The sequence below is a fragment of the Streptomyces sp. NBC_01381 genome (genome assembly GCF_026340305.1).
GTDB lineage: Bacteria > Actinomycetota > Actinomycetes > Streptomycetales > Streptomycetaceae > Streptomyces.
Genome location: NZ_JAPEPI010000003.1, coordinates 110810 through 130486, shown reverse-complemented (window position 1 = coordinate 130486; position 19677 = coordinate 110810). Strand labels below are relative to the sequence as shown.

At 69.7% G+C, this 19677-nt stretch carries 17 protein-coding genes and 1 pseudogene; 8 read left to right on the top strand and 10 right to left on the bottom strand.

What is annotated here, in order from left to right; genetic code table 11:
• Positions 1-73: 73 nt before the first annotated feature.
• The 4 genes and pseudogenes from OG453_RS38750 to OG453_RS38735 all read left to right on the top strand — a co-directional run bounded on the left by OG453_RS38750 (position 74) and on the right by OG453_RS38735 (position 3200).
• The gene (locus OG453_RS38750) at positions 74-991 is read left to right on the top strand and encodes a zinc-binding dehydrogenase (protein ID WP_266873416.1); all 918 of its coding nucleotides are present in this window, start codon (positions 74-76) and stop codon (positions 989-991) included.
• 313 nt (positions 992-1304) lie between these two features.
• Positions 1305-1697 carry a DUF4267 domain-containing protein gene (locus tag OG453_RS38745; protein WP_266873415.1) on the top strand — a complete coding sequence of 131 codons (393 nt, stop codon included), beginning with the start codon at positions 1305-1307 and terminating at the stop codon, positions 1695-1697.
• A gap of 387 nt (positions 1698-2084) precedes the next feature.
• Positions 2085-2747, top strand: a complete 663-nt coding sequence (locus OG453_RS38740) for a hypothetical protein (protein WP_266873414.1) — start codon at positions 2085-2087, stop codon at positions 2745-2747.
• A 36-nt stretch (positions 2748-2783) separates the two neighbouring features.
• Positions 2784-3200: pseudogene (locus tag OG453_RS38735) on the top strand (nuclear transport factor 2 family protein).
• 544 nt (positions 3201-3744) lie between these two features.
• On the opposite strand, the gene OG453_RS38730 reads toward OG453_RS38735, so the two are convergent.
• Positions 3745-6717: a family 16 glycoside hydrolase gene (locus OG453_RS38730; RefSeq protein ID WP_353962309.1), complete on the bottom strand. Its 2973-nt coding sequence runs from the start codon at positions 6715-6717 to the stop codon at positions 3745-3747.
• 460 nt (positions 6718-7177) lie between these two features.
• On the opposite strand from OG453_RS38730, the gene OG453_RS38725 reads away from it, so the two are divergent.
• A complete protein-coding gene (locus tag OG453_RS38725; RefSeq protein WP_266873413.1) occupies positions 7178-7723 on the top strand; it encodes a pyridoxamine 5'-phosphate oxidase family protein in 546 nt (181 codons plus the stop codon).
• A 16-nt stretch (positions 7724-7739) separates the two neighbouring features.
• On the opposite strand, the gene OG453_RS38720 is transcribed toward OG453_RS38725, so the two are convergent.
• On the bottom strand, positions 7740-8618 hold the full coding sequence (locus OG453_RS38720; protein ID WP_266873412.1) for a sigma-70 family RNA polymerase sigma factor: 879 nt from the start codon (positions 8616-8618) through the stop codon (positions 7740-7742).
• A gap of 82 nt (positions 8619-8700) precedes the next feature.
• On the opposite strand from OG453_RS38720, the gene OG453_RS38715 reads away from it, so the two are divergent.
• On the top strand, positions 8701-9150 hold the full coding sequence (locus tag OG453_RS38715) for a carboxymuconolactone decarboxylase family protein (RefSeq protein WP_266873411.1): 450 nt from the start codon (positions 8701-8703) through the stop codon (positions 9148-9150).
• Positions 9151-9162: 12 nt separating this feature from the next.
• Here OG453_RS38715 and OG453_RS38710 read toward each other — a convergent pair whose 3' ends face one another.
• The 3 genes from OG453_RS38710 to OG453_RS38700 all read right to left on the bottom strand — a co-directional run bounded on the left by OG453_RS38710 (position 9163) and on the right by OG453_RS38700 (position 13032).
• Positions 9163-9687 carry an ATP-binding protein gene (locus OG453_RS38710; protein ID WP_266873410.1) on the bottom strand — a complete coding sequence of 175 codons (525 nt, stop codon included), beginning with the start codon at positions 9685-9687 and terminating at the stop codon, positions 9163-9165.
• Positions 9688-9779: 92 nt separating this feature from the next.
• A complete protein-coding gene (locus OG453_RS38705) occupies positions 9780-11465 on the bottom strand; it encodes an FAD-dependent monooxygenase (protein ID WP_266873409.1) in 1686 nt (561 codons plus the stop codon).
• Between the two features lie 388 nt (positions 11466-11853).
• On the bottom strand, positions 11854-13032 hold the full coding sequence (locus OG453_RS38700) for an acyl-CoA dehydrogenase family protein (RefSeq protein WP_266873408.1): 1179 nt from the start codon (positions 13030-13032) through the stop codon (positions 11854-11856).
• Positions 13033-13253: 221 nt separating this feature from the next.
• Here OG453_RS38700 and OG453_RS38695 point away from each other — a divergent pair, with 221 nt between their 5' ends.
• Complete coding sequence (locus tag OG453_RS38695; protein WP_266873407.1) at positions 13254-13874, top strand: RNA polymerase sigma factor; 621 nt, start codon at positions 13254-13256, stop codon at positions 13872-13874.
• Positions 13867-14853, top strand: coding sequence for a CU044_5270 family protein (locus tag OG453_RS38690; protein ID WP_266873406.1), 987 nt, complete (start codon positions 13867-13869; stop codon positions 14851-14853). The genes OG453_RS38695 and OG453_RS38690 overlap by 8 nt, the downstream gene beginning before the upstream one ends.
• Positions 14854-14865: 12 nt before the next feature.
• Here the strand turns inward: OG453_RS38690 and OG453_RS38685 are convergent, their stop codons facing one another.
• The 5 genes from OG453_RS38685 to OG453_RS38665 all read right to left on the bottom strand — a co-directional run bounded on the left by OG453_RS38685 (position 14866) and on the right by OG453_RS38665 (position 19558).
• The gene (locus OG453_RS38685) at positions 14866-15669 is read right to left on the bottom strand and encodes a phosphatidate cytidylyltransferase (RefSeq protein ID WP_266873405.1); all 804 of its coding nucleotides are present in this window, start codon (positions 15667-15669) and stop codon (positions 14866-14868) included.
• Positions 15584-17446: a histidinol-phosphate aminotransferase family protein gene (locus OG453_RS38680; protein WP_266873404.1), complete on the bottom strand. Its 1863-nt coding sequence runs from the start codon at positions 17444-17446 to the stop codon at positions 15584-15586. The genes OG453_RS38685 and OG453_RS38680 overlap by 86 nt, the downstream gene beginning before the upstream one ends.
• A gap of 237 nt (positions 17447-17683) precedes the next feature.
• On the bottom strand, positions 17684-18073 hold the full coding sequence (locus tag OG453_RS38675) for a hypothetical protein (RefSeq protein WP_266873403.1): 390 nt from the start codon (positions 18071-18073) through the stop codon (positions 17684-17686).
• A 112-nt stretch (positions 18074-18185) separates the two neighbouring features.
• Entirely contained in the window at positions 18186-18977 is a 792-nt protein-coding gene (locus OG453_RS38670) for a hypothetical protein (protein WP_266873402.1), read from the bottom strand.
• Positions 18974-19558, bottom strand: a complete 585-nt coding sequence (locus OG453_RS38665; RefSeq protein ID WP_266873401.1) for an RNA polymerase sigma factor — start codon at positions 19556-19558, stop codon at positions 18974-18976. Before OG453_RS38665 ends, OG453_RS38670 begins: the two co-directional genes overlap by 4 nt.
• Positions 19559-19677 lie beyond the last annotated feature (119 nt).

The window sequence follows — 19677 nt, the reverse complement described above, 5'->3', positions numbered from 1 at the left end:
TCTTTCCCAGGGAGGTTAACGAAACCAGCATGGAGCTCGGAATCGATCACCCCACCGCAAGGGAACAAATGCCATGAGTGCTGCCACTTTCCGCACCGCCGTCGTCCGCGTCCCGAACGGGCCGGACTCGATCGAGATCATCGACGTGCCCGTCGCCGAGCCCGGCCCCGGCCAGATCCGCGTCGCCATTGCGGCGGCGACGGTCAACCCCACCGACCTCGGCGTCGCAGCGGGCTTCTTCCACGCGATCGGGCTGGTCCAGCAGCCCGAACACGCCGGCCTGGGCTGGGAGTTCGCCGGCGTCGTGGACGCGGCCGGGCCGGGCGTCGACCTGGCCGTCGGCACCCGGGTCGCCGGCCTGGTGGTCGGCTTCGACCGTGACTACGGCACCTACGCCGAGCAGATCGTGGTCGCGGCGGCCGACGTCGCCCCGGTCCCTGACGGTCTTGACCTGCTGGCCGCGACCACGGTCCCCCTCAACGGGCTGGCCGCCACGCAGGCCATCGACCTGCTCGGCGACGCGCCCGCCGGGGCCGGCCGGCTGCTGGTGACCGGCGCCGCGGGGGCGGTCGGGGCGAACGTCGCCGTACTGGCTCAGGAGCGCGGCTGGCAGGTGACCGGGCTCGCCCGCGCCGGCGACGAGGAGTTCGTCCGAGGCCTCGGCGCCGACTTCACCGCACGCGCCGAGCCGGAATGGGACGCAGTCGTCGACCCCGCACAACTCAATGACCAGGCCCTCAAGCTGGTCCGCGACGGCGGCGCCTACGTCGGGCTGCGGCCCGGCCTCGAACCCCCTACCGAGCGCGGAATCTCGGTCACCTCCGTGGTCACCGCTTCCGACCGCACCCGACTCGCCGACCTCCTCACCCGCGCCGCCACCGGCGAACTCCCGACCCGCGTCCACGCCGCCGTCCCGCTGGACCAGGTCGCCGACGCCCACCGGGCCACCGCCGAGGGCGGCCTCCGCGGCCGCTACATCATCTGCCCCTGACCAGCCCGGCGCCGAGGGCGCCGCCGACCGCGATCACCGGCACCTGCCCGCCGGAAGCCTCGAACGCCAAGGGCCGGTCCCTGCTGCGCAGTTGGCCCTTGGCTCTGCCATGACATCGGAGGCATCGCCGAAACCGGCGAGCTACAGCAGCCCGGGCCGTCACGACGTCGGGACAACGCCGAGACGCCCGGGGCAAGAGACGAAGTCTCAGCCCGCTCCCTGCTGTCAGTGATGCGGTTGCGATGCGTCGCGAGGCGATGCCCGCCGTCGATCCCGTCCTGCCCTGCCGTACGACACCCTCAGGAGATTCGCCATGACCATGAAGCGCCTCGCCACCATCCTCGCCGTCCTCGGCGGCCTGTTCCTCCTCTACATCGGGGCTCTCTTCCTCCTCGCCCCGCAGGCGTCGGCCGAAGGGTTCGGGCTGCCGACCTGGCCGCAGCACCAGGGGGAGGGGATCCTGGCGGCCAAGGGCATGCGCGACACCGGCTTCGGACTGGTGATACTCGCGCTGCTGCTGGCCGGCCAACGCAAGGCGCTCGGGCTGGCGATGGCGGCAATGGCGGTCGTCCCGGCCGGCGACATGCTGATCGTGCTGAACGAAGGAGGCCCGGCAGCGACCGCGTACGGCGTCCACGGGCTGACCGCAGCCGCGGTCGCCGTGACCGCGGGACTGCTGCTGCGCGAGCGGCCGGCAGCCGCCTGAGGTCGGCACGAAAGTGGATCTTGGTTCGGGGTGGTCGTCGTGTGCGACGGGGAATCCTGACTGAGGGTCGACTGGCTGTTCTGGAGCCGTTGTTGTCGGCCGTGCTCGTCGTTGAGCACCCGCCCCTAAGGGCGACCAGGGGCCGGACCATGAGTACCTGTCCCTGGTCGCCAAACGGCCCGGCATGTCTGGCGGGCAGGTGTCGATCGCTCATGGGGATGCGCGAACAAGATCGCTGGGTAGGGCCACGACAGCGACGTCGTGTGTGGGACAGGTGCACATCGAACTCGCGGAGACTGCCCCCACCCACCCGTCGCCTTCATGCGGTCCTGACTGGTGCGGCACAATCGCGGTCAACTGGACAGGCACAACGGTGGGGGTGGGAACGTGGGGCGTTTTGGCTCGCGAAGTCGGCGTAAAGGCATACCGAGCGAGCCGGCGCTACTGGCTGCGGCTGCGGAGAATCCCGGTGGCAGCGTCGCCGAGATCGACCCGACATATATCGACGACCCGAACGGCTACGTACCCCCCGAGGCAATCCGCGGCGCGTGGTTGGTGGACGGCAGCGGGAAACTGACAGGTGAGTACCAGGAGAATCCCCGTCACGGGGTGCCACAGGATGACTTCAGCAAACTCACTGATCCTGATCACTGGCTTGGCTGGCTCGGCGATGATCCCGCGACCGCCGTTCGGAAGGGCATCGAAGACTCGTTGCGCGCACAGGTGGCAGACGCAGTGGTCGAGTGGGTCAAGATCCTTGAAAAGCCTCGGTTTCTCACGGGTGGGCGTCGACATTCTGAGAACGAACAGGCGATGTTGGTCACCCGCGCGGCACTCGCCGCGCCGTTTGCGTTGTCCGTGCGCACAACGCAGCACGGGCGTTCCATCCTGCTGGGAGTGTTCTCCTGGGCGGCGGTGAACCTTGCAACGCCCAAAGGCCGCAAGGATCGGCACTGGTTTGACCTGGGCGTCGGGCTGGACTGGGCCGGTGAACGGCTTCAAGGGCGGATCTACGAGGTTGATGGTGAGGACGGCACCGCCGAGCGGTAGAGCGGCAATGCCACGCCGTAGCGGCAGTCAGAGCGGATACATGCTGTCGAGTTCGTGCGCCGGCTGGACCTCGGGGACCCGAGCTCGGTGGCGGACCTGTTCACGCTGGACGGGATCTGGGCATGGCCCGCCGGCGATCGTCACATAGTGGGCCGCGAGGCTCTTCGTGACTAGTTCGGCAGTCGGCCCGCGGACCGGCTGTCGCCTCGTATGTGCACCAACACCCTGGTCACCGTGATCTCTCCGGAGGCAGCCGCTGCCACCTCCTACTTCACCACGTACCGGGTCGACGGCTACTCCGAGGGCATGGTGCCGCCCCGGCCCCCGGCTCAAGTGGGCCATTACGAAGACGCGTTCCGCAAAGTGGACGGCACCTGGCTGCTCGCCACCCGGACCACCTTCCTGTCCTTCGCCGGTCCCACGGAACGCCTCGAGCACCCTGGCCAGTCGTGACGTCGAGGTGCCGGCCTCCCGGATCTCAACTGGTCGAGGGCCCCAACCCGCAGGCATTCACGGAAGCGCAGGCAGCGTTGAAGGCGATTGCGTGACGCTCATGGTCCGGGTGAGGTCCGGGAAATCCTTCAAGAGGCCCTCGCGGACGTTTCCCCGTATCGGCCGGGAGTCACCGCCGACGTGCCGGCCACCATCGCGCCACACCTGCACAAGGTGCCGGTCACCGCCACCAGCGACTGACGCGCGTGCCGCATCCGCAACCTGCTGTGACTGAGCACTTGATCCGGCGGATGAGTACTGGATCCGGCGGGCGGCGCTGTTGAGTCAGCTGGGCAGGGCAGTGCCTGACGGTGCATGTGCCGGATTTCGCCGTCCTCGCTGATGGTGGCGTGCGGGTGGTGGACGTGCGGCCTGCCGGGCCACGCGCCGCGAACCACGATCATCTCGCGCTCACCGCAGGCTTCGTCCGGTGGTGCTCTCCGGGTCGCGCATTGACGGCCCGGAGAGCACCGGATCGATCGGTCCTCTGGTTCAGTGCTCTGGTTCAGTCGACCGGTTCGATCCAGATATTGCGGAAGCGGACCTTGTTGCCGTGGTCCTGCAGCCGGATCGCGCCGGTTGCCGCGGATTCGGGATCGCCCGCGCCGGTCGGGCCGTCGACGGCCACGTCGTCGTGGACCTTCTTGCCGTTCCACACCACGGTGATCCTGGCGTCGGCGGTCTTCTTTCCGTCGGCGTCGAAGCGTGCGGCGCGGAAGGTGATGTCGTACGCCTGCCAAGTCTCGGGCGCGGTCGAGACGTTGTGGTCGGCGGCCTTCTTGTTGTAGATGGACGCGGCTTCGTTCGCGGCGAGTTTCTCCACTCCGTACGAGTCGAGTATCTGGATCTCGTAGCGTTCCTGGAGGTAGATCCCGCTGTTGCCGCGGTCCTGTCCGGTGACGTCGTCGGGCAGCTTCGGTACGCGGAATTCGGCGTGCAGCTTGAAGTCACCGAAGGCCTGTTTGGTGCGGATGTCCCCGCAGCACACCTCGATCGACTTCTCTGCCGTGTGCGGCCATTCGACGCTGCGGCCGTCGGTGTGCTGCCAGGCGGTGGAGGTGCTGCCGCCGGAGAAGAGGTCGATGCGGGTGCCGGGCCGGCGTACCTCGATCATGTCGAGGTTGACATTGCCGGTGTCTTCGGGCCGGTAGGCGTACGTGATGGTGTTGTGGCCCTTGCGCAGGGCGAGTTGCTCGCTCTTGGTCGACCAGCGCTTCCAGGTCTCGGTCGAGGGGAGGCTGGTCTGGCGTGCTGCCCCGCCGTTGACGCTGACGCCGAGGGTCTTGGTGCCGGCCGAGGGGTGGGGGCCGTTGGCGTAACGCAGGCCCACGGCGTAGGTGCCCTTGGCCGGAGCCTCGACGTCGAAGGTGACGGACGCGCCGGGGTCTTTGATGCCGTCGACGAAGCCGCCGCCGGTGTAGCCGGCGTGCTCGGTGTCGATGTCCGCGCCGCCGGACAGCCGTGCCGACTCGGCGTCGTAGGAGGTGACCGGCTCGTCGTGGCCCGGGCGTGCGTTGAGGGTGTACCAGGCCTCGGTGGACCACAGCTGCTCATTGTCGGCGGAGGAGAAGGGGCGAGGTGAGCGCACGTGCACCACCCGGTCGCTCTTGAGGCCGGGGATGGTCAGGCTGACGGTGCGGCGGTCGTCCGAGACGCGGGCGCCGGTGACGGGCAGGGATTCCTCGTCGACCTTCGGGCCGCCGTAGGCGGGGGTGGGGGCATAGCGCCACTGCTCGACGGAGTAGGCGCCGCTGGTCAGTTTCTCGATGGTCTTGTCCGACAGCGGTTTGGTGTAAGTGAGTTTGAAGCCGTCGCGGGTGGCCCGCATGGTTTTGATGTCGAAGGCGGTCTTGCCGTTCGGGGTGAGCTTTTGCAGGCCGAAGCGGAGTTTGCCTTCCTGGCCCCAGTTGCCGTCGGCGCCGAGCCCGCCGGTGTAGATGGCCCCGTCGGGCCCGGTGGAGATGCGGGTGATGCCGGATTCCAGTCCCTGGGTGTGTCGGAACACCGCGCCCTGGAACTCGCCGTCGACCTTCTCCAGGTCGGCGCGCTGCAGCCCGCCGTAGGTGACGTCACCGAACATCAACTGCCCGGCGAAGGGCCCCTTCTTCACGGTCATGGGAGTGCTGGGGGAGTTGGCGATCTCGTTCTGCGGCAGCCACAGCACCGGCTTGGTGACTCTCTTGTCGTCGAACGGCCCGTCGGGGTTGGTGTAGTGGTTGAAGAACCGGTCCTGCTTGATGTGTACGAGTTTCGAGGCGGGCAGCCAGCCGCCCTGGTTGTCGGTGACGAACAGTTCATTGTCCGGTCCGCGGCCGATGCCGTTGGGGGTGCGCAGACCGCCGGCCAGGTAACTGACCTTCCCGCTCGCCTTGTTGACCTTGATGGTGGTGCCGCGGTTGGCGGCGGGCTGCGGATCGGTCGTCGCGCCGCCGTAGTTGATGGCGACGGACAGATTCAGATAGAAATTCCCGTCTTCGTAGAGCAGCCCGAAGGCGAACTCGTGGAAGTTCCCGCCGTAGGGCCACTCGGCGACCTTCCGCGTCTCGCCCGCGTCGTTGTCCCCGTCGATGTCGCCGAGCTCGGTCAGCTGATGCTTCTCGGACACATACAACTTTCCGTCCACGTACTTGATGCCCATCGGCTCCTTGAGCCCGTCGGCGATCTTCTTGTACGTGACCTTGTCAGGACCGGTGTCGCCGGTGACGTTGTCCAGGACGTACACCTGGCCCTTGGTCTCCTGGCTGCCGCCCCAGGTGGTCACCGCGAGCCGGCCGTCGGGCAGCCAGTCCATCGCGGACACCTGCGGCTCAAATCCCTTGGGGCGCAGGTCGGTCAGGGTGTAGCCGGGGTTGACGGAGTTCAGCGGCAGACCATCACCAGGCGTGTCGTAAGTGCCCTCGCACTCTTTGCGGCCGGGCGCGGTGACCCGCACCACGCCGGCGTCGGTGCTGAGCACGGAGTTCGGTACGAGGGTGAAGGCGTCGGCGCCGGGCGGCTTCCACTGCAGGGTTACCTGCTGGTCGTAGCTGCGGTCGAAGTGGTCGATGCGCAAGGGGTGGTAGCCCGGCGTGAGCGTGATCTCGCCGTCCTTGGGCTCGGCGCCGTGCAGTCCGTCGTGATCGACGACCTTCTTGTCGCCGATGAAGAGACGGGAGCCGTCATCACTGATCAGACGGAAGGTGTACGCGCCGTCGGCGGGGACGTTGATGTTGCCGGTGATCTGCGACACGAAGTTGTCGCTGAACCCGAAGCCTTCGGTGGAGGACCAATCGACGGTCGGGATCAGCTTGTCGACGTTGGGGGTCTGGGCGGGCTTGAGGTCGCAGAGCTTGCTGAGCGGCGACTGGATGTCGAACACCCGCAGGGTGACGCCGGGTTCCTGCGGCGGCAGATCGGCGAAGGGCTTCCGGCCGGTGTCGGCGTCGGTGTCGGCGCCGGCGGTGGTCGGCGAGGTGAGCGCGCCTCCGGCCAGCAGCAACCCGAGGAGGATCCCGGTGGCTCTACGCCGTCTCAGACGCGTACGCCGTCGGATGCGGGATGGGAACGTGGTGCGCGTGGTGCGCGTGGGGTGCTCATGAGGTGGCGTCACTCTGTCTCCTGCTGCGCGCTGCGAGGCGGCCCGGGCCGCCTCGGCCGCCCGCGTCCGCGGAGTGGAGTTCCTGCACATACCGGTGGTGCGGGCAGCGGCATTCGGCCGCGCCTTGCACTGACTTCCGTACGAGAGCGACGCCCAGCGTACGAAGCAGGCCTCGCGTCGTCCATGCTTTGTCCTCAGAAAGGAGAAACTGGCCGGGAGTTGGTGTGCCGACGGCTCCCGCCGTTCCTGTGGTGCGCGGTGACACGACCCGGATGCGCCGTGCTGCGCCCGCCGGGCCTGCGCACCGTCGGGTGCCGGACTCCGTAGCCTTCGTTTCAGGAAGAGGGAAAAGGAGTTCCGCATGACGCCGAAGCAGCCCAGGACCGAGCTCGACGCCCGCTACAGCTCCGCGCTCAACCCGCGCCCGGGCGCGGAGAACGTCACCGCGACCGACTGGGCCGAGGCCCAGCGCGGGCTGCGGGCTGCCGAGGTCTTCTGGATCACCACGGTCCGGCCGGACGGCCGGCTGCACGTCACGCCGCTGATCGCCGCCTGGCACGACGGGGCGCTGCACTTCAGCACCGGGCCGGGCGAGCAGAAGGCGAAGAACCTGGCCGACAATGCCCACTGCGCACTCACCACAGGGAGCAACTCGCTCTCCGAAGGCCTCGACATCGTGGTCGAGGGCACGGCGGAGCGGGTGACGGATCCGGCGCGGCAGGACGAGGTCATCGCCGCGTTCGAGGCGCAGTACGGGGACCACATCACCTCGCCGGAGGGGACCTTCTACGGCTTCGGCGACGGTATCCGCAAGGGCAACGACCTGCTGTTCGCGGTGGCACCCGGCACGGCGTACGGCTTCGGGCACGACGGCCAGGTGTTCAGCCACACCCGCTACACCTTCTAGACCTTCTAGCAGGGATTCACGCCGGATCCGGCAGGTCCATCAGCGCGAGCTTGGCCGGGTCGATCACGACCGTGATGTCGCTGATCCGGCCGTCGGCGACGGTGAACGCGAGGACCGAGAGCGGAGTGCCGTCCTCGTGCCAGGAGATGATCCCCGGGAGGCCGTTGACGAGCACCGCCCGCCCCTGTGCGGCCGCGCCGGCGGACAGTTGCGCGCCGGACGCGACCTTGGTGGCGCCGAGAGCCACGACTACGCCGGAGGGGGTGTCGACGGTCAGTTTCACCTCGGGGTCGAGTACCCGCAGCAGCCCCTCGAAGTCGCCGCGGCGAGCCGCCGCGAGGAACGCCTGGACCACCTCTCGCTGGTCACGCCCGACGCCGGTCGGCCGCTCAAGCGCCCGCACCTTCCTGCGGGCGCGGCTGGCGAGCATCTTGGTGGCGGCGGTGGACTTGCCGAGGATCTGGCCGATCTCGACGAACGGCACCGCGAACAGGTCGTGCAGCACGAACGCAAGGCGTTCGCTCGGCCCGAGCGACTCCAGGACGACGAGCAGCGCGAGCCCGACCGAGTCGGCGAGCACCGCGTCGTCCTCGGGAACAGGACTGTCGTCGAGCGTCACCACGAGCTCGGACAGGCCCTCGTCGTAGGACGCCTCCGGGCGGGCCTGGCGCGATCGCAGGACATCGAGGCTGATCCGCCCGACCACCGTGGTCAGCCAGCCGGCGAGGTTGTGGATGGTCGCCGCGTCCTGGCGGGAGAGGCGCAGCCAGGCCTCCTGGACCACGTCCTCGGCATCCGCGTGCGATCCGAGCATGCGGTGGGCGACCGCGCGCAGCCGGTCGCGCTGGGCCTCGAACGCCTCGGCCATCGGGTCCGTCGGTCTGGTGTCGGACATCTGGTTACCTTCCTCGGCTCTGCTCCGTCGTGGGTATGACGGGCCCGAAGGGGCGCAGGTAACCGATGAAGGAGCAGCACCGATGGAAGCACGCGTGACAAGCCCGGCGAACCCCGACGTGATCACAGCGATCCAGCACCTCTACAAGGCGATTCACGCCGGGGGCGCCGACAAGCACCTGCTGTCGCTGATCCATCTGCGTACCAGCCAGATCAACGGCTGCAGCCCGTGCATTTTCGCCTCGATCGAGGCGGCGAAGAAGGCCGGTGAGACAGACGAGCGGCTGCACAACGTGGTCGCGTGGCGCGAGACGCCCTTCTACACCGAGCGGGAGCGTGCGGCCCTCGCCCTGACCGAGGCCGCCACCCGGCTCCAGGACGGCGCACCGGGCGTGACCGACGAGATCTGGGACGCCGCCGCCGGTCACTTCGGCGAGGAGCAGCTGAACGCGATCATCCTGGAGATCGCGCTGACCAACTTCTTCAACCGGATCAACCGCACGATCGGAGAGCAGGCCGGCAAGACCTGGTGAGCCGGGCGGCCCTCAACTCTTGACGGCCTCTGCGATCTGCTGGGCGGCCTGGGCGGGCGTGAGGTGGGTGGTGTCGACGACCTCGGCCTCACTGTGCAGCCACGTGCGGGCCGCCTCGGCGTAGGGCTCGAGGTATTGGAGGCGGAAGGGGGAGTTGGGGCCGATAACCGTGTCTCCCGCGATGCGCCCGCGGAGGGTGTCCTGGTCGGCGTGGAGGACGAAGTGCCGTACCGGAATGGCATGGTGGGCGAGGCCCGTGCTGATCTCGCGCCAGTACTCCTCGACCAGGACCGTCATGGGCATCACCAGAGTGCCGCCGGTGTAGTCGAGTACGCGGCGGGCGGTCTCGACGACGAGCGGCCGCCACGGCGGCCAGTGCTGGAAGTTGTCCGTCCCGGGCAGCCCCGGCGTGATGTCCATGAGCGTCTCGCCGACCTTCTCGGCGTCGAACACCCGTGAATCCGGGATCAGTTGCCGCACGAGTGCACTGGTCGTCGTCTTGCCTGCGCCGTGGGTGCCGTTGAGCCATACGATCATGGGACCCAACGCTAGCGCTGTGCCGGCCGCGGTTCCGGCGCGCGGTGGGGTTGCTGAACTGACCTGCCAGGTCCTGGGACCGAGCCCTTCGGTCATCCGTGGAGGTGTTCACCCGGCACGGAGGCAGCCGTGAGGTAGTCGGCCAGGGCCGCCGCGGTGTCCGCGAGGGGGAAGCGGGCGCCGAGCTGTCCGTCGGGGCGGACGACGAAACCGGTCGGGCCGTCCGGGCGGTAGAGCCGGGCGAATTCCCCGGCGGCGTCGCGGTATCCGGGAACGGCCAGGGTGTTGGCGACGTTCGGTGCGGACTCGCGGGCGAGGACGGCGACCGTCTGCAGGTCCGCCCCGGCGACGGGGTGCTCAGGTCCACCGCCGTCCGCTGCCGCTCCGGCTGCCTCGGCCACGTCGTCGATGTCGGCGGCGTACAGGAGCAACACGTGCCCGGTGCGGCCACGCAGGATGTCGAGCAGGCGCAACGGATAGGTCGCCAAGGGACCGGTCAGCCCGGTGCAGTCCGGGCCTCGGTCGCCGGGCTGGGGCGCGTCGGCCGGTCCGTACGGGGCGCGGGCCAGCGGGCCGCCCCGATAGCCGACGAGCAGCTGGGCCTCGCGGAGCATCACGGTCCGCGGGTCGTCGGGGTCGGTCTCGATGCCGTGGGTGGCGTGCCGCACGGTCCGGCCGACGACCTCCTCGCCGACCGGGCGACGCTCGGCGTCATAGCTGGTCAGCAGGGCGGGCCCGGCCTCGCCCCGGACCACGAGCGCCAGCTTCCAGGCCAGGTTGCAGGCGTCCTGGATGCCGGTGTTCATGCCCTGGGCGCCGGTGGGCGGATGGATGTGGGCGGCGTCGCCCGCGACGAAGACACGTCCGTCGCCATAGCGGTCGACGATGCGGTGGCTGATGCGGAAGACGGAGGACCAGCGCATCCGGGACAGCCGGGCGGGGCGGGGTGCGAGGCGGTCGACGACGGCCTGGAGGTGGGACAGCTCCGGGGCACGGCCGCCCTCCAGGCCGTGCGCGATGCCGGCATCCTGTGCGGGCCCCCGGTCCGTCGTCCTGGTGGAGAGTTCGGGCGGGACCAGCGCCGACATGCGGTAGCGGCCCGTTCCGGGCAGCGGGATGCAGACCAGCAGGTCATCTGTGGAGCCGTCGTCGGCCTGGTGAGTGGACCGGATGCCGTACTCGTGCGGCAGATCCCAGTCGGCCTCGATGTCGCCCAGCATGTACTCGTCGGGGAAGGCCGCCCCCTCGAACGACAGGCCCAGGCCCTTGCGTACGGTGCTGTGCGCTCCGTCGCAGCCGATCAGATAGCCCGCGCGGAACTCCTCTTCGACGCCGGAGGCGGTGCGCAGCCGGGCGGTGACCCCATCCGGGTCCTGAGCGAACGACAGCAGCTCGGTCTCGCGCTCGATGACCGTGCCGAGGCCGGCGACGTACTCCTCGAGCAGCCGCTCGGTCTCGTACTGCGGCAGCGCGGCGAATCCGTAGGGAACCTCGGGCGGCAGCTCAAGCTCGATCCGCGCCCGTTCCCGGCCGTTGACATAGATCAACTGGCCCCGCATCGGGACGGCGGTCTCCATGACGGCGCGGGCCAGCCCCATCCGATCCCAGATCTCCAGGGTGCGCGGCTGGATACCGACCGCCTTGGCGTAGGGAAGGCGGGCGGGCAAACGGTCGACGAGGCGACAGCGCACCCCATGGCGGCGGAGCTCGGCGGCCGCGCTCAGCCCGACGGGGCCCGCACCCGCGATCAGTACGTCGGTCGTGTGGGTGTGCGCCACGAGATCCTCCAGTACCTGGCCCCAGGGCCGGTCTCGCCTCCATGGTCACCCGGTGACGCGGGCGCGGCGAGCCGGGCACGCGGTGCGGCAGGGACAGCAGAAGCCGGCCCCGGTCATCGGCGCGGCCCGTCCGCGCTGAGGTGGACCTTGCTGGTCCTCGCGCAACGGGACACGCGGACCCGGGCTGCCGGCCGCTAGTGAGGGGATAGTCCACACCTGCCGAACAGCAGTCGGCCACGCCGTCCGCGTCCGCTCGGACTGAGAAGCCGTCGGCCGAGCCGACCGGTCACGAGCCCGGCCGTCCGGCTGTCCGGCTCAAATGAACGGCACGGCGGCGACGGGGACCGGATCCCTGGTGGGGCCGGCCCCGGGGGCGCGGGCCGGATGGTCAGGTCAGGTCGAGGAAGCTCCACCGGGCGTCCGGCTGGGCACCGCTCAGCCACTTGCCGCAGTTCTGGAGCACGACCGGGCTCGACGTGATGTGCTGCGTGCCCGTCCCGAGGTCGCGCAGGAAGCGGTCGACCGGGCCGCGGCGGATCGCCGCCGAGCCGGCCCAGCGGTGTACGGTGCGGCCCACCTCGTACACGGTCGAGGTCGTGTGGTTCAGGACGAGACGGATCAGGGTGTCCTGCTCCGTGCTCGGCAAATCGCCCTGGTCCAGGGTCTGTTCGACGTCCTGCCAGACGTCGTTCACCCAGGCCCGGGCTGCCCGAAGCCTGGCCTCAGCCGTCGCGTACTCGGCGTGGAACTGCGAGGTGTCGACCGCGGCACCCCGCGAACCGGTCCGCGCGGCCGCGACCCGCTTCAGCTCGTCCAGGAGCCGCCGGCCGACGCCGAGGGCCCAGCCCGTGTGCCCGATCGCTGACATGTTGACCAGGCCGAGGCGGTAGACGGCGCCGCCGTTGACCGGGGTGTCCGTGGTCGCGACGTAGGTGTACTCGTGCGGTACGTACACGTCGGTGCAGTGGTAGTCGATGCTGTGTGTCGCGCGCAGTCCGAGTACGTCCCAGTTGCCGTCCAGGGTCACCTGCGACTTCGGCATCGCGAGGACCCGCAGCTCACCGGTGCCCTCGACCTGGATCGCGCTGTGGATGTGGGTGGCGTGCGCCATCCCGGAGGCGAACTGCCACTGGCCGCTGACCCGGTAGCCGCCCTCCACGGGGACGGCCCGGCCGGGGCGTGTGCCGTGCCCGGAGAGCAGCGCGTACTTCCCGTTCGGTACGTCGGGGAACAGTTCGGCCGCCGCGTCCGCGGCGAGGTACGCCGCGGTGGTCCCGGTCATCGTCTGCAGCGCGAACATGGTCCACCCGGCCGCGGCGTCGTTGTAACTCGCCCGCACCGCCGTCTCGATCAGCTGCCGCGGCGCGAACTCGTATCCGCCCAGGCTCAGCGGGAGCTCGGCCCGTACGATCCCCGTGTCCAGCAGCGCCCGCGCCGTGTCCTCCGCCAGCATCCCCAACTCCTCGGCGGCATAGGCCCGTTCATCGAGCATCCCGCCGAGCGCGTCGATCCGCTCCAGCACGCCCACCAGTTCCGCACTGACGTGCAGCCGACCCTTGCCCCCCATGGAATTCCTCTCCTTGTGGCCTGTTTCCCGATCGTCCCACGCACGTCTCACGCACCCGTCCGGAAGCTCCAACTCGCTGAAACCGTCCGGCTGTTGAAGTCGCCGTCGTCTGCCCGGCTCCAGGAGCCTGGAGCCCGAGGGAACTCGCCGGGGGCGAGCGGCGAAGGAGAGATGAAAGCCCAAACCTTCGAAGCATGTTCCCTTGAACGAGAGGAGCCCCGATGACCGTCGAGCCGCCAGGCGTCCGCACGGGGGCGGAGAGTGATGCCTCGGTGATCGCACGGTCCCGGGACGAGCCCGAGGCATTCGCTGTGCTCTTCGACCGATACGCGGAAGCGGTACATCGGTATCTGGCTCGTAGGCTCGGCGGCGAGCCGGCCGACGACCTCATGGCGGAGACCTTCACCACCGCTTTCCAGCATCGGCACCGTTACGACCCCTCGCGAGCCACGGGCGATGGCGCCCGGCCCTGGCTGTTCGGCATAGCGACCAACCTGGTCGGCCGACACCGGCGGGCCGAGGCACGCCGCTTCAAAGCCCTGGCCCGCATCCCGGCTCCGGCCGATCACGAGGAGCCGCTGGCCGACCGTGCTGCGGCCCGGGTAGGGGCGCAGGCCGTGGGCCGCGAGCTGGCAGCGGCACTGGCCGCACTGCCCGCGCGGCACCGGGACGTGCTGCTGCTGGTGGCGTGGGGCGGTCTCGGCTACGAGGAGGTGGCCCAGGCCCTAGGGGTCCCCATCGGCACGGTCAGATCACGGCTGCACCGGGCTCGCGGCAAGCTACGCGAAGCGCTGGGCGGATCCGATCCAACGACACTGCGAGAGGTATCCGGCCATGAGTGACGAACTCGAACTCCTGCGGGACTGGGACGCGGACGCGGCCCCGCTCACCGAACCGGCCCGAGCGAAGGCCCGCCACCGACTGCTGAACACGATGGCGCGCGCGGAGCGGCACACCGACGCCGGCCCCAGCCGCCGCCACGCGCTCCGCCTCGCGACAGCCGCCGTGGCCGCTGTGGCGGTGACGGGAACGGCGGTACTGATCACCGAGGGCGGCGCAGACGAGGGCGGTCGCCCCGACCGTGCCGACCGCCAATCGGGCACGGCGACCCCGCGGATGGGCAACGTCAGCGCCGCAACGGTACTGAACGGGGCAGCAGTGCATACGGGTAAGCACGAGAAGACCGTGGCGCCGCGCGACGACCAGTTCATCTACTCGAAGCGGGTCATCAAGGAGACGGAGCGCAAGACCGGCGCGGTCAAGACCTACGAGGATGTGAACTGGGACTCGGTGGACGGCTCCAAGCGCTCCTTGACCATGGAGCTCGGCCGGGTGATGTGGGAGGAGCCCATGGGGAAGGGCGAGGGCGTGTGGCCGCCTCGGGAGTGGAGCAAGCTGAAGAAACTGCCCACCCACCCGAAGAAGCTCATCCCGAAAATCATCGGCGTCGGAACGTCCAGCAAGCCGATCAGCGACTTCACCACACACGACTGGTACGACGCCTACTTCATGCTCGGCGAGCTCCTGAAGTGGCCGGTGCTGCCCCAGGGACTGCGTCCCGCCGCGTACGAGGCGCTGGCCCTGGTGCCCGGGGTCAAAGCGACTCCGGGGGTGAAGGATTCTGCCGGGCGCACTGGGGTGGGGATTGCTTACCCCAAGAGTCCGTTCGCGAGGGGCAAGTACCTCATCTTCGATCCGGAATCCTATGAATTCCTGGGCTTCCGGGACGAGCGGACTTCGGCGTCGGGCGACAAGACGTACATCCAGTTGTCCCACGTGGTGGACTGGGCGATCGTCGACCGCTTGAAGCAGCGCCCCTAGCCTTTCCCTGGGTCAGCGCAGGAGCAGAAGGACGGCCAGGGCGAGGAGGAGCGAGTCGATTCGGTCGAGCAGGCCCCCGGAGCCGGCCAGCCAGTGAGCGGAGTCCTTCGCCTGCGCTCCCCGCTTGACCATGGATTCGAGGAGGTCCCCCGCGGGGGCGCCGACCGCCACCGCGACTGCCATTTGCCAGCTCAGCGCGGACAGCGCGGCGAGCACGCCGAGGGCGGCCACGGCACCGGAGAGGGTTCCGCTCCACCGCTTGGCCGGGGAGAGCGGTGACAGCCGTGGCCCGCCCAGCCGTTGTCCGGCGAAGTACGCGACGATGTCGCCCACCGAGACAGCGACGAACAGGGCGAGTGCGGTCGCGCCGAGCGGTGCCAGGGCGGCGAGCACGCTCAGCCAGACCAGTCCGAGCAGACCGGTCCCGAGCCGGCGCAGACCGTGGGTGGAGTCACCGGACAGGAGCGGGACCGCGGCGATGGCCAGCGCGCCGACTGCCACCGCCCGCACCTCGTGTCCAGGGGCCAGCCAGGAGGTCAGCACCACGCCGGTGATGGCAGCGGCCAGTACCGCCCTGTCCGGCCGGGACATACCCATCAGCCCGCCGAACTCCATCGCCGCGACCACCCCGACCACGAGCGCGAGGGCCGTCACCCCCGGGCTGCCCCACCAGAACGCACCGGCGACCAGGGGCACGCCGACCGCCCAGCAGCACCAGCGGACCAGCAGTTCACGGCGCCCGGAGAGTGCCGCGGCGATCCCGCCGAGGGCCAGGGCCCCGCCGAGGAAGGGCGCGAGGGAGGTGACGGTGATCACCGGGCGTACCCGGCGGCGGCGTTGACCGGGGTTCGGGGGCCCGCCGCGAGGGGGAGCTGGGCCGCAGCGTCTCCAGCGCGGCTCCGTACGCTGCAATGATGCGCGCGTTCTCCGCCGTGTCCCTGACCGCGATGCGTACGGTACGCCCTTCGTACTGCGGCGAGAGGGGCGACAGGTCGCGCAGGTAGACGTCGTGCCGGCGGCACTCCCGCACCAGGCGGGCAGCGCTCGGTCCGTCGTACGGCAGGGTGATGTTGAGGAAGTTCGCGACGCCCTCCTCGACCACGGCGGTGTTGCCCACCTGGGCGAGATCGGCGGCCAGTTGACGGCGCAGGGTGTGGGTGCGCAGCCAGCAGGCGCGGTAGTACGCGGGGTCCCGCAGGGCAGCCACGGCGGCGAGTTGCGCGGGAAGGCTCACCGCCCAGGGCGGCGTCCACCGGCGCAGCAGCGCCGCGGTGGCGGGTTCGGCCACCAGGAAGGCCGCCCGCACGCCGGACAGCGCGTACATCTTGGACAGCGAGGTGCACACCACGACCCGCGGGTCCACCACGGCCAGTGGGGCGAGCGACTCCGCCAGGTCCACGTAGCCGAGGTAGGCCTCGTCGATCCACCAGCGGGTCCCGGACGGGGCGGCCGCGATCAGGGTGCGCAGTTCGGCGGCGGATGCGTGGCGTCCGGTCGGGTTGTTCGGGTTGACCACGACCACCAGGTCGTAGCGACCCGCCCCGACGACGGAGGCCAGCCGGGCGAAGTCGATCCGCCACCCGTCCCTGCGGTGCAACCGGAAGCGGTCCACCCGGCACCCGATCACGCGCTCGGTGACATGGGCGTATTCGCCGTACCCCGGGTCCAGCAGAAGCACCCTGCTCTCCGGGGTCAGCCACCGGCCGAACGCTCTGAAGATCAGGTCCGACGAGCCGGCCCCGGCCACGAGCGTCTCCATCGGCAGTTCCCGGGCCTTCGCGAGTTCGGACAGCAGGCCATCGGCGCCGGTGGGAGGCGAGGTTCTGGCGGACCAGGCCGGGTCTTCCGTGAGCGCCGCACCTACACCGGGAGCGGGCGGGAACCAGGCGTCCAGCACGTCGGCGGCGACGACCTCGTGGCGCCGGTGCAAGGTGCGAAAGTCCGTTCCAATGGCGGTGAAGGAGGCGCCGCCGTGTTCACAACCGTCCGGCCCGGGCGACCCTTCCATGTCCAACTGCCAGTCGACCAGGGAGCCGAACCGCTCCAGGACGGTGCGGTACCGGCTGGTGGCGACCTGCGTCAGCCCGGCCACCTCGCCCGTCAGTACCTCGAAGGTCACCGCACCGCTGCGAACGGTGCGCCCGAGGGGCCGCAGGCCGACCGCCAGGTACATGTCGAGCAGTTCGGTGCGGCCCATCGCCACCACCGTGCGGCCTCCCCGCGAGGAGATCCAGCGCAGGGCCGCGTACATCAGCAGTGGTGCCACCGCGGTGCTGCGCCAGCGCGGCTCCACGGTGAGGATGCGTACCTCGAAAACTCCCCCCTCGGACAGCAGCGGCAGTTCGTCGCGGGTCAGGTACTTGTCGAGGCCGTAGCGGCCCAGCCACGGCGGGGTCAGGCTGACGAAGCCGATGCGGACCGGTCCCCGGGCCGCGACAAGGTAGACGTTCTCGCCGTCCAGCGCGTCGTACAACCGCCGGTCCGGTTGCGGCGTGTGCTGACCGAGCTCCTGGGCGTACACGCGGTGCCTCAACTCGTGGATCCAGACCAGGTCCTCGGGAGTGGCAGCTCGTATGTGCAGGTCGCGACTCATGCATGTCTCTTTCGGCAAGGGGGGCCTGGGGGCGCGGAGGGAGGAGAAGCCCGGAACGCACCTCGCGCAGGTGGTCATTCGCCGTTTCCTCACCGGAGGTTCGCGCCATAGGTGCATCTTTGGGGGTGCCCTGCGGCCGCACATGAGTACGCGTACTTGAGTACGTGAGCAGCTGTCGTGGCGGTGCGGCCACGGGTGGGGTACGAAGGCCCCTGCGCGGGGGCCTTCGGAACGTGGCTACATGCTGGTTGGGCCGGTCCCGCCGGAGCCGTTGTCGGTCTTCCGCCGGTCGATCATGCGGCGGCCGAGGTCATAGGCCATGCCGAGCGCGGTCAGAGCGATGCACGGCCAGATATAGATCGGCTCGACATTGCCGGTGGCGATGGCCACCGTGAGGCCGGTGCCGCCCGTCACAGCGCTTGCCCCGGAGACGACGGTGGAGCGCGGAAGGGGAAAGCTGAGATCGACTCGGCGCGCGCCGCCAGGGTTCGCCGCCCCGTTGCCTGTCATCGGGGCGGCGGGGGAGTCCACGGTAGTGACGGGGGAGTCCACGGTGGTGGGGTTCTCGTGCTTTCTCGGCTTCGCCATCGCCTCGGCGTCCTGCTTCGTGCGACGCTTGGACGGCATAGCGGTCTCCTTCAACGGCTCGTTCTTGCTGGGCGTGCTCTTGACGGCTTGGCTGCCGGCTTCGCTCGCTGCCCTCGGCGGCCTAGGAACCTTGGGGGCAGCGAGCAGCCTTCTACGACTGCTTCTTCACGTCGTCCTCCTCCGTACGGATGGGCATGGAGAAGTGGGCTCGGGCCGCCCGCGCTTGGCGGTCACTCAGGTGGCGAGCCCGGCTCATCTGGGCACCTCGCCTGCCACGACCCTCCCCGTCCTGCACGGATCGCAGTGTTTCGACGAGCACAAAGACTCTGATGACGACAATCCCGCCGGCCGCGGCGATCCACGTGCCGATCCAAGCGCCGATCCAAGCGCCGATGGACGACCCCTGAAAAAGGATCACTCCCAGGGTGATGCAGGGCACCAGGGCTGCCGCGATGAGGAGAACTGAGCTCAGACCGAGGCGAAGCGTGCCCTTCCAACGGCGCGCCCCGGAGCCTGCGGTGGCGCGGTACGACTCGTCACGGGACTCGGCGGCGCGCTCGGCGGGGCCGGGGACCAGCGCGGAGTCCAGGGCCACAACCGCGGTGCCGCCCCGCGGCCTGGGGGGCTTGTGCTCGGCAGCCGGGGCGGCGAAGGCCTCCTCGAGGGCCTGTGTCTCCTCCCTCCGGGCCCGCAGTTCGGCGCTCCGGTGCAGGACCTCGGTCATGTGCTTCTCGTAGTCGACCTCGGGGAGTTCGTCAGGCCCCGGCTCTTCCCACAGATGCTCCTGGGCCACGGGGTACAGCGTGTCGTCGATCGCGTCGTCGGCAGGTCCGGGGTCGAATGCCTCCTGGGCCGGCGGAGGGGGACTCCTGAAGAGTCGCTTGATGAGTGGGAGTTCAGGGGTGGTGCCGTCCTGACGCGGGAACTCGCTGTCCGATGTCATTCCCCTGCCTCCTTGTGCGTCGTCCTGGGTGCTCGTGGCTCCCTTATCAAGTCCGGGTAGTGGGCGGCGATGATGGTGCGCGCTCGGGCGGTCGCCCTGCGGTAGTGCGACTTCTCGGTGTTGACGGGGATGTCCTTGATGGCCGCTCGTTCCTCGGGGCCGTATCCCCAGGAGCCGAGATACAGGCTCACCCGCTGGGAGTGCGGCAGTCCGGCGAGGACTTCGTACAGCTGCTGCTTCGTCTCGATGAGGGCGAATGAGTCCTCGAAGTCGTGCGGGGGCAGGACACCTTGGTCGCCGTCGTCCTCGACCGTGCGGTGCGGGTTGTCCTTGCCGAGCCTGCGGTTCTCCTGTCGGAGGCGTTCGATGGCTCTGCGGCGCAGCACGGTGTGGAACATCGCTTCCGGGCGATCGATCGTCTGCCAGCCGTCGTGGACCGTCGCCAGAGCGTCGTTCGTGGCCTCTTCCGCATCGGCCCGCCGCAGCCCGAGACGTATCCCGACCGCGATGCCGATCCGAAGGTGCCTGCGGAAGAAGTGGAGGAAGGCGGGATCGTGCTCCGCCCGTGGGTGGCCGGTCACTCGCCCTCGCTCTCTGGTCCGATCATCGCCTTCGCTCCGGGGATCGTCGGGGCGGGCCGCGGGGGCCCCTTCACTGAAGTAGTCGATGCCAGGTGCTTCCAGGGGTGCACCCGAGACGA